The organism is Bordetella sp. 15P40C-2 (genome assembly GCF_009763235.1).
GTDB lineage: Bacteria > Pseudomonadota > Gammaproteobacteria > Burkholderiales > Burkholderiaceae_B > Bordetella_A.
The window spans coordinates 42,599-52,325 of sequence record NZ_WSJA01000011.1 but is presented as its reverse complement, the minus strand read 5'-3'; the positions used below and the strand labels follow the sequence as shown (position 1 = coordinate 52,325).

Here is a 9,727-nt window from a genome sequence, read left to right as displayed (position 1 = left end):
CAGCGTCACCATCTCCAGCTCGTGCTGGTAAGCAGTCGGGGCTTTTAACATCCCTCTATTATGAACAAACCCTCCGTTTTACGGGAGGGTTTGTCAGCAGACTGGGGCGTCTCGGAAGAGACGCCTTTTTTTATACGTCACACCTGGACCTCGTCGCCCACTTGGAGATAACTGCCCGGCCGCGCATCCACAATCGCGTTTTGTCCGAACACAACACCGATATCTGTCATCCGGTAGGAGGCGAGCGTGCGCCCAGGCTCCAAAAACCGCTCTCCCGATCGCTGATCCACATTCGGCATAGGACACCGCGTGCACGGTTTCACCAGCGCAAGTCGCACGTCGCCAATCACGATCAACTCGGTGACGTCTTCATCGAATGCTTCCCAGTCACCCGCTATGACGATGTTGGGCCGGAAACGGTCCATCGGCACAGGAGATTCGCCTCGCGATTGCAGGCGGGCATTGAGGTCATCCAGCGACGCTTGGTTCGTGACGAGCAGCGGAAATCCATCCGCGAACCCAAAGCAGTGATCGCCCTCGAATCCCTGCGCCGCATCCGGGTTCGCCGCCCGCCAGCGGTCTACCCACTCCGAGCTGGCGGCACGTTCCGCTTGGGTATCGATTTTGTAGAGCTTGCACGGCACGCCCAGCAACTCGCTTAACCATGCCGCGGCTTCGGCGCTTTCTTCGCGAGCCGGGACCTTGTCTTTCCACACCGCGATGGATTGTGTGGCTCCGTGTAGTTCGGAGCCATCCAGGGCAATGTTCATCACCGGCATGCCAGGGGCGTGCAGTTCAAGATGCGTCTCGCTGATCGACGGTCGCACGCGTGCCATGGCGGGCCACTGTCGTTGCGTCATGAATTGCCCGTGCTCGGTCACGACCATCCAGCGGCGGTCGTGCCGCAGTCCTGCGCGGTCAATGGGCGATCGTTGCAGGTCGATCGCCGCGCAGGATTTAACGGGATAAATATGCAAACTGACGATGCGTGCAGTCATGATGCTGAGTCGGGCTCATCGTTAAAAGACGAGCCCGAGCTTAACATTGAGACTATTGCTTGGCACGCAGCTGTTGCAGGGCTTGCAGCGCCTGTTGCAGGGTTCTCTCGATGTCGGCCAACGACGGGGGTGATGGCGAATCCGCAGCATTGCTCTGCGGCATGCTCGACGCGGTCAGGGCCACGGCGTCATTGACGGCCGGCAAGGAAGCTTGCACGCGTTCCCCCGCTGGCGTCACGTCTACGTCGAAGACGAGCTTTTCGCCCCGATGCCAGGTGGTGAACCATTCGAGCGGGCGCCCGTATTGATCGAAGCCCTGCCCTTCCAACATCAGCAGCGGGCTACGTGTAGAGACTTCCAGCGCCCGCGACAATGCCGCGTCCGCACCCACCGCGCGGATGCGATTGCGACCGCGTCCCGGGTGCAGCCCATAGTGCTGGACCAAGGTGCGATGCAGCGACGCGTCTTCCAACTGGTTAGCCGTCAATTCGGGCAAACGTTCGCGCGGCAACCACGTGCGCACAAACGCCAGCGGCTCGGCATCCACGCGGCGTAGGCGTTCCAATAGCCACGTGTCATCGGAATTAAAAAACGCCGCGACTTCGGCCGGTGGCGGCGTCGCCACCAAGCGCAGCACTTGGGTGCGCAGGGTCGTGCCGGTACTGGCGAACTGCTCGTATAGACCGGTAGAGCGTTGCACCATGCGCCGATGTTCGACGGGTGGCGCGATGGTCGCGGGTCGCCCCGGTTCACGACGAATCAGCCCTTCCGCGACCAGCGCGGCCAGCGCTTGCCGCACCACGCTGCGGGCCACGCCGAATTGCCGACACAGCGTCGATTCGCTCGGCAAAGCCGTGCCGGTGGCGAGCTGACGCAGCCCGATATCGCGCCGCAGCGCCTCAGCAAGCTGAGCGTGCAGCGGAAGCTCGCTAGTGCGATCTAGTAGCGCGTCGGGCTTAGGCCTGGCTGCCATGCACTCAACCCCCGGTGGTCGAGCGCGCGGTCTCCCACACTTGATGCCATCCCGGTGCCAGATGCGCGGCGCGTTCAGCGGCCAGCACCAAGCTGTCTTCACGTGCAATGCCCTTGCCCGCGATATCGAATGCCGTGCCGTGGTCAACCGACACGCGTACCACCGGCAGGCCGACGGTGATGTTCACGCCATCATCGCCGTAGACCGACTTAAACGGCGCATGCCCTTGATCGTGGTAGCAGGCGATCACGAACTTCCACTTGCCGCGCACGGCTTGCGGGAACAGGGCATCGGCCGGGATCGGGCCGGCGGCGAGGATGCCGGCGGCATTGGCTTCGGCCACGGCGGGGGCCAGAATCTCGGCGTCTTCGGTGCCGAAGATGCCGTTTTCACCGGCATGCGGATTCAGACCGGCCACGGCCACCGGCTCGTCGCTACGGCCAAGGGCACGAGCAAAGGAACCGGCCAGACGCAGCACCGCGCGCATGCGCTGCGGATTGACGTCTTCGATCGCCTGGCGCAACGAGACGTGCGTGGTCGCATGGAAAATGTACAGATCGCCGGCCGACAACACCAGCGAGAAAGTCTTCACGCCAAATTCATGAGCGAGCAGTTCGGTATGGCCGGGCCATTTATGGCCGCCCATGTGCATGGCGGCCTTATTCAGAGGCGCGGTCACGATGCCGTCGATACGGCCTTGGCGTGCCAGCTCACAAGCGGTCGTGACGAAACGCACGGAACCCGCGCCTGCGTCGGCGCTGAGTTGGCCGTACGGCACATGTTCGAGCGACGGGCCAGCCTGGATCACTTCGATCACGCCGGGTTCGTTTTGGACCTGTTCCGGGCCTTCGACCACACGCACGCGCGACGCGTCCGCGCCCAGCGCTTGCGCGGCCTTGCGCAATGCGGCTGCATCGCCTACGACCACCAGACGGGCGCGCTGGCGCAGGTCGTCATGGCCGAGCAGCATCTTGGCGGTGATCTCGGGACCGATACCCGCCACGTCGCCCAGCGTCACCGCCAGGAGGGGAGTACGAGTAGGATTTGCGTCTTGCGTCATGATTAGAACCTCCGTTCACGGACTGCTCGCGCAGCCCGGATCAATACATCGTCAGTGCCAAAGCCACCGGCCTTGGTCACAATGGGCAGGCCTGCGGCCGGCCCACCGGTCAACGTGCCCAAAGGCACGCCACCAGTCACTTCGTCTACCAACGCGATGCCGCCCGCTTGCAGGTCGTTCAGGACCGCGCTGGCGCCATCGCCGCCGGTGGCCACCACACCGGCCACCGTCCGCGTACCCAATAGCTTGGATACCGCGACCTGAACCGGCTCGACGGTGGTATCCCGTCCGGCTTCTTGGGACAAGGCAGGCAAATGGCCACGTATCAGTCGGCCAGCCAATTCGCCCAGGCGCCCAGCGACCTTGTCGGAATCCAGGCCGTCCATCCGGCCTTCCGGAGCTAGCAACAGCCAGATGCGCTCCGCGGGCTGTTGTTCCGCCTCGGCAAATACGGCGTCCGACCATTCAGCCCAGGCGGCGTCATCGGCCAGTTGCGCGAGCGTGGGCGACCAGATTTTGGCGCCATCGGCCTGCAAGGCGGCGGCTTGACGACGCGACGCGCTGTGCTGCGAGGTCACCACCACGAGCACCGCGCCCTGCGTCTCGGCGCCGGCCCACAGGCGAGCCAGCGGCGCAGCCAGGCCGCCCGAGCCCACCGGCAGCGCACGTTCGCCGATCAAGGCGATCGCATGCGCCAGACGGTCCATGTCTTGCGGCGTGGTGGCGTCCACCACGACCACGTCACCGGCGGCGACGATACGATCCGCGAGTGATCGCGGCGATTCATTCGCCTGCACTTCGATTTGGGCACCGCCCAAGAGCGTCGGAATATGGCTTTCGGTGACGGGCGTCACCGGGTCCGTCGCGGCGGATGTCTCCGTCACGGGTTTGTCGTTCACATACAGCACACCACCGCGCACGGTACGCCCCGTGTCAGGAAACGCGGGACATACCACCGCGATGGCGTCTTCGCGCCACGCCTGACGCGCGGCATCGATTTCGGCTTTGAACGCGCCGCGCAAGGTCGAGTCGACCTTTTTGTACAGCCGCTTGACGCCAGCCTGGCGCAAGGCGGCCACGTCTTCGCGCACGACCGCGGCTGCCTCTGCCGCAGGCAGCGCGCGGCTATGCGTTGTCACGGCAACGACCTCTGCCTCGCTAGCCGCAGGGTCGGCCAGCGCCTGTTTAGCGCGACCCACCGACAGCTGTGTGGGCCATCCAGAGCGGACGAACTGCACGGCGGTATCGCCGGAGCCCGTCAGATCATCTGCGACGATAGCGATGAACAAAGTCACATTTACACCTTCGCGTCGGGCACGAGCGCTTCTTTGTCGCCCATCATTGCCGCGACATCATCGGCGGGCTTGAGCTCGCCAGCACGCTTGAGGAAGTACGACGCCAGCACCGGCGCCAGGATCGAGCTGATCAACACGCAGGCGGCGACCTGGGCGGTGGCGGTGGCCACATATTGCTGCAGCGAAGGATCGGCAGCGGCAACAACGGCCGGAGTCGCAATCGCATTACCCGCAGTGGTACCGGCGGCGAAACCGATACCGCTCTTGCCGCCACGGCGGAGGATAAAGCGATAGCCGAGGTAAACCAGGAAACCCGTGATCGGGCTGATCAACAGGCCCAGGATAATCCCGGTCATGCCGCCAGACAGCACAGCGCCCAGGTTGATGCCCGTACCCAGTGCAAAAGCGAAGAAAGGAATCACGATATTGGGCACGGGCTTGAGCACGTTGCGCCATTGCACGTCCAGGTTACCCACCAAGACACCCAGCAGGAACGGGATGAGCGCAGCGACCAGCGCGATCAGCGGAATGTCCGCCAAACCCGAAGCGCCCAGGAACAACATGCTGAAGAACGGGCCATCGTTCACCGCACTGGCGACGTAGGCGCCACGATCACGGCTATCGCCGTATTGACCGGTGTACGCCAGCCACAGACCGCCGTTGCTGTTGTCGAACGCGGCCAGCATGGCCAGGATCGACACGCCCCAGATGCCATCCAGCCCGACAAAGCTGCCCAGGATGATGATCAGCGTCGCGGGCACGATGGTCTTCATCAACAGGATGGTACCGGCGGTCGCCAGGATCGGACCGCCTGTGCGCATGTTTACTTGCGTACCAGTGGCGAAAATCAACAGCGCGATCAAGGGCATGGCGCTGTTCTTAAACAGCGCAGTGGTGAAGCTACCGATCGCCAACGCCTCGGGCGCGAACGTCCCGATCAAGGAGCCCAGGATCAACGGCAGCAACATCAACCCGCCCGGGATCTTCAACATCGCCGAGAACATGGGGAAACGAGAAACTTCGGAGTTCATGAGAGTGCGTCTCCAACGCTTATGTTGTAGCTCGGCTCCGTCCGCCGGAAACCTTTGCCAGTTGTTAAAAACGCGTAGTGTACATCCGTTACGTACAAGCTGTACGTACAACCTAATTCTCAGCCATTTACGTAGGGTTAAAACGACACGGCGCCCGGAAAGCAAAACGGGCGGCAATCTTCTGATTGCCGCCCGTTACTCAGGCATGGCCTGAGGGGCACTCACTGCAGCCCATGGCGATCGGACTGCGGTGAACAAGCACCATCACTGCACCAGCTTTAACTTATCCAAAGGCGTGACCGCCTTGAATGCTTGGCGCGTAGCGATGTGCTCCGGGCGTGGGCTCAGCCCATATTTAGGCGCCCCCAGCGTGTTCTCCATGCTGTTATAGACCATGAACACATTTGAGCGCGGCCAGGGCGAGATATTGCTGTTCGAGCCGTGCATCGTATTGCAGTCGAAGAAAATCACCGAACCCGCTTTCGCGGTCATGGTGCGAATACCGCCCTGCTCGACTAGCAACTGCAGGCTGACGGGGTCAGGAACGCCGTATTCTTGTTTCTTCAACGATTGCTTGTAATGCTCACGCGGCGTCTCACCGACACACGAAATGAACTGACGATGTGAACCCGGCACCAGCATCAGCGGCCCGTTGCACTCGTTGTTGTCCGTCAGCAGCACCGAGCAGCTCAGCGCGCGCATCGACGGCATCCCGTCTTCCACGTGCCACGTCTCGAAATCCGAGTGCCAATAGAACTCTTTACCCTTGAAGCCGGGCTTCATATTGGCGCGCGACTGATGGATATACACTTCGGAACCCAGAATCTGCCGCGCGACGTTGCACAGCCGTGGGTCACGCGTCAGGCGACCGAGCATGGCATTGAGCACATGCACCCGGAAAATAGAACGCACGGCGTTGCTACCGGGTTCGGTAATCGCCTCTTCACGGCGCACAATCGCGGGATCACGCGTCATGCGACCGACTTCAGCGACCAGCGCTTGGACTTCCTCGTCGGAGAACACGTTCTCCAAGAGCAGAAATCCGTCACGATCGTAGCTCTCGACTTGATCAGTCGTCAGAGCGTTTGCATAATCACCGCCACCGTAGACCACGGGGTCCTGGCGCGCGATGATGGCGGAGCTTCGATCCGTACGTGAGGCGTACGGATCCTGAGCAGGTGAGATCATCAATAGCCTCCTGTTAGGTGTTGAGCCTTAAGCGGCTTCGGTGGTTTCGGCGGGCAGCGCGTAGACACCTTCGGCGTCGTGCACTTCTTGCCCGGTCAGCGGGGGATTGAACACGCAGATGACACGCAGCGGCTCCTTACCGCCACACAGCCAATGCTCGTCGTGCTCATTGAGCGCATACACCACACCCGGGCCGAGGTCATATTTCTTGCCGTCGGCAATGGTTTCGATCGAACCATCACCCTCAATGCACCAGACGGCTTCGAGGTGGTTCTTGTAGTGAATGTGGGTGCGGCCACCCGGGAAAATGGTGGTCTCGTGAAAGGAGAAGCCCATGCCGTCCTTCTTGAGCAAGACGCGGCGGCTGACCCAGGTATCGGTACGAACTTCGTCCGGGGTTCCAATCACATCTTTCACATTGCGTACGATCATCGACGTTTTCCTCCAAATTTGAGAACACGGGCACTTTGCCCAGATTCACCCAACGCTTCCGCCACGGACGCTTCGATCGTTTCCAAACCGCGTGTGAGCAGTTCGTCTTCGATCGTCAACGCGGGCAAGAGCTTCAGCACTTCGTCCTGCGCGCCGGACGTTTCGATCACGACACCGCGCTTGAACGCTTGGTGGGCGATACGGTTGGCCAGTGCTGGCTCTGCGGTTGCGACCAGGCCTTGAATCAAGCCGCGGCCACGCACCGCCAAGCCTGCGTCCGGGAAGCTGTGGGCCAGGTTTTCCAGCCAATCGCGCACGATGCGCTCCTTGCGCTGGACTTCACCCGCGAACGCATCACTGGCCCAGTAGGTGTCCAGCGCTTGGGTCGCAGTAACGAACGCGAGGTTGTTCCCACGGAACGTGCCGCTATGCGCGCCCGGCTTCCAGATATCGAGCTCCGGACGCATCATCACCAGCGACATCGGCAAACCGAAACCAGAGAGCGACTTCGATAGCGTAATGATGTCGGGACGGATGCCCGCCGATTCGAAACTGAAGAAGTTGCCCGTACGGCCACAACCCACTTGAATGTCATCGACGATCAACAGCATGTCGTGACGACGGCACAACTTTTCGAGTTCCTTTAGCCAACGCAGCGTCGCGACGTTGACACCACCCTCGCCTTGCACCGTCTCGACGATGACGCCGGCGGGTTTATCCAGGCCACTGCTCGGGTCTTCGAGCATACGCTCGAGATAAGTGATGGTGTCGACGTCAGGACCGAAATAACCGTCATAGGGCATGAAGGTCGTATTGCCCAATGCGTAGCCGGCCGCGTCGCGGAACTTCATATTGGCCGTCGCGGCCAGCGATCCGCCACTGACGCCATGGAATCCATGCGTGAACGAAATGATGTTGGATCGTCCCTTCACCTGACGCGCGATTTTCAGCGCGGCCTCGACGGCATTGGTGCCAGTCGGGCCAGTGAACTGCAGGGTGTATTGCCAATTGCGCGGTTTAAGCAGCACACGGTCGACCGTTTCCAGGAACTGCTTCTTGGCGGTCGTAGCCATGTCCAAACCGTGAACCACGCCATCGGCTTCTAAATACTCCAGTAACTTCTCTTTGAAGACAGGGTTGTTATGCCCGTAGTTCAAGGTCCCGGCACCGCTGAAAAAGTCGATGTATTCACCGCCCTCTTCGTCGATCAGGACTGACCCTCGTGCCTGCTTGAATATCACCGGAAATGACCGGATGTAGCCACGTACCTCCGACTCCATCCGGTCAAAGATTTTCAAGTCCATAGAATCCTCCCTTCGTCTCGTTAAATGAAAAACGTCGCCCACCCACCTTGGAGAGCCAGGTGGTTCAACGTCCTCGGTCCAACAACCGCAGACGCGCTACTCGGGACGCAACGCGAAAGGGCCGATCTTCAGCAGCATCTCGTCGTCATGGTCGGCGCCTCCGAACAACTGCCGGTCAAAGAACGGCTGTTCGGAGATATGCGCACCCAATTCGGCGGCGAGGCCGGTAAACGTGCGGCGCGAAGCCTGGTTATCAGGCCCGACCGTGGTTTCGAGATGGCGAATGTGCTTGAGCTCGTCGCGGCGCAACAGCTCTCGCAGCATGGCGCGGCCTAAACGTTGGCCGCGTGCTCGGGCGTGCACGGCGACCTGCCAGACGAAAATCACGTCAGGCTTGGCCGGCGGCACATAAGCGGAGATAAACCCATCTATACGACCGCCGGCGCTTTCCGCCACCACACAAGTGGACGCGAAATGCTCGCAGAGCAGCAGATAGGCATATAAAGAGTTCACATCGAGCGGCGGGCACTCGGTGATCAATCGGTGCAGCGCGGCGCCATCGGCGCGCCGCGGCTGGCGCAATTGCAGCGCAGGCGCCTGGGCGCTGGCCGGCTGCACGGCAGAGGCATCGTTAGAGGTGGCTAGATCCTGCCCCCTCATACGACCAACCCCGATTCCGGCGGCGTATCGCCCGCCGGCAAGTCCAGGATCGGCGACGTGGTGTCGCCATGTGGTTCAGCCACCCGGCTGTCTCGTTCAATCAAAGTCACTATGCGCTCCAATGCCAACGTAATCGTGGCTTGTTCTAACTCCGGCAAGGCATTCAGGCCTTCGGCCAAGTGTTTCTGCAGCGGCGAAGGCGATGTCGCCTCCAACTCGCGACCGGCGTCGGTAGCCGATACAAACACAATCCGGCGATCCTCGCGACCGCGTTCGCGGCGCACCAGGCCCTTGTCCTCCAAGCGATCCAAGATACCCACGACCGTACTCGGACTAACGTGGATTTCCCGACTGATCGCGGTCGCCGTCATCGGACCATTAGCAATTACCGTGCGCAGACACATCAGCTGCGGCGCGGTGATATGGCTGACCGCCGCCAGCTGGCGCGAATGCAGCGCGATCGCCCGCGTAATGCGGCGTAGCGCCCGCAAAATGCGCAGGTCGTACTGCTGGGTCGAATCGGACGGAGTTACGTTGTTCATGACAGGAATATGTTCAGTAGGATTCATTTCTACTCAAATGATTCTACCCAAATAGTAAGCGCCGTAATGGGTAGGGTCAAACAAATATGTTGTGACAATTGAGTGAGATAGCGCCAACTTCACGGGAGAAGACGGCGATTTCCCTCGAGAATTTGCTCAGAATTGGCACTATCTTTTAGTTACAAATGCAGGATTTGACGTTCGTTAAGTCCGATATTGTGACCAACTGTGAGGGAAGAAGGAA

10 protein-coding genes are annotated in these 9,727 nt (G+C 61.1%); all 10 read right to left on the bottom strand.

The genetic code is table 11. From position 1 onward, the window contains the following. Positions 1 to 137 precede the first annotated feature (137 nt). The 10 genes from GOQ25_RS04570 to GOQ25_RS04525 all read right to left on the bottom strand — a co-directional run bounded on the left by GOQ25_RS04570 (position 138) and on the right by GOQ25_RS04525 (position 9,483). Complete coding sequence (locus tag GOQ25_RS04570) at positions 138 to 998, bottom strand: MOSC domain-containing protein (RefSeq protein ID WP_160349271.1); 861 nt, start codon at positions 996 to 998, stop codon at positions 138 to 140. A 52-nt stretch (positions 999 to 1,050) separates the two neighbouring features. Further along, the gene (locus tag GOQ25_RS04565) at positions 1,051 to 1,971 is read right to left on the bottom strand and encodes a GntR family transcriptional regulator (protein WP_160349270.1); all 921 of its coding nucleotides are present in this window, start codon (positions 1,969 to 1,971) and stop codon (positions 1,051 to 1,053) included. Positions 1,972 to 1,975: 4 nt separating this feature from the next. Continuing rightward, positions 1,976 to 3,031 carry a 4-hydroxythreonine-4-phosphate dehydrogenase PdxA gene (pdxA, locus tag GOQ25_RS04560; protein ID WP_160349269.1) on the bottom strand — a complete coding sequence of 352 codons (1,056 nt, stop codon included), beginning with the start codon at positions 3,029 to 3,031 and terminating at the stop codon, positions 1,976 to 1,978. Positions 3,032 to 3,033: 2 nt separating this feature from the next. Then, a complete protein-coding gene (dtnK, locus tag GOQ25_RS04555; RefSeq protein ID WP_160349268.1) occupies positions 3,034 to 4,326 on the bottom strand; it encodes a D-threonate kinase in 1,293 nt (430 codons plus the stop codon). Positions 4,327 to 4,328: 2 nt separating this feature from the next. Next, on the bottom strand, positions 4,329 to 5,357 hold the full coding sequence (locus tag GOQ25_RS04550; protein WP_160349267.1) for a 2-keto-3-deoxygluconate permease: 1,029 nt from the start codon (positions 5,355 to 5,357) through the stop codon (positions 4,329 to 4,331). A 264-nt stretch (positions 5,358 to 5,621) separates the two neighbouring features. Further along, entirely contained in the window at positions 5,622 to 6,545 is a 924-nt protein-coding gene (thpD, locus tag GOQ25_RS04545) for an ectoine hydroxylase (RefSeq protein WP_160349266.1), read from the bottom strand. 27 nt (positions 6,546 to 6,572) lie between these two features. After that, entirely contained in the window at positions 6,573 to 6,977 is a 405-nt protein-coding gene (locus tag GOQ25_RS04540; RefSeq protein ID WP_160349265.1) for an ectoine synthase, read from the bottom strand. Continuing rightward, positions 6,974 to 8,281 (bottom strand): diaminobutyrate--2-oxoglutarate transaminase, encoded by a 1,308-nt coding sequence (gene ectB, locus GOQ25_RS04535; protein WP_160349264.1) that lies wholly within the window; start codon positions 8,279 to 8,281, stop codon positions 6,974 to 6,976. Before ectB ends, GOQ25_RS04540 begins: the two co-directional genes overlap by 4 nt. Positions 8,282 to 8,377: 96 nt before the next feature. Next, complete coding sequence (ectA, locus tag GOQ25_RS04530; RefSeq protein WP_160349263.1) at positions 8,378 to 8,941, bottom strand: diaminobutyrate acetyltransferase; 564 nt, start codon at positions 8,939 to 8,941, stop codon at positions 8,378 to 8,380. Next, positions 8,938 to 9,483 carry a MarR family winged helix-turn-helix transcriptional regulator gene (locus tag GOQ25_RS04525; protein ID WP_160349274.1) on the bottom strand — a complete coding sequence of 182 codons (546 nt, stop codon included), beginning with the start codon at positions 9,481 to 9,483 and terminating at the stop codon, positions 8,938 to 8,940. Before GOQ25_RS04525 ends, ectA begins: the two co-directional genes overlap by 4 nt. Positions 9,484 to 9,727 lie beyond the last annotated feature (244 nt).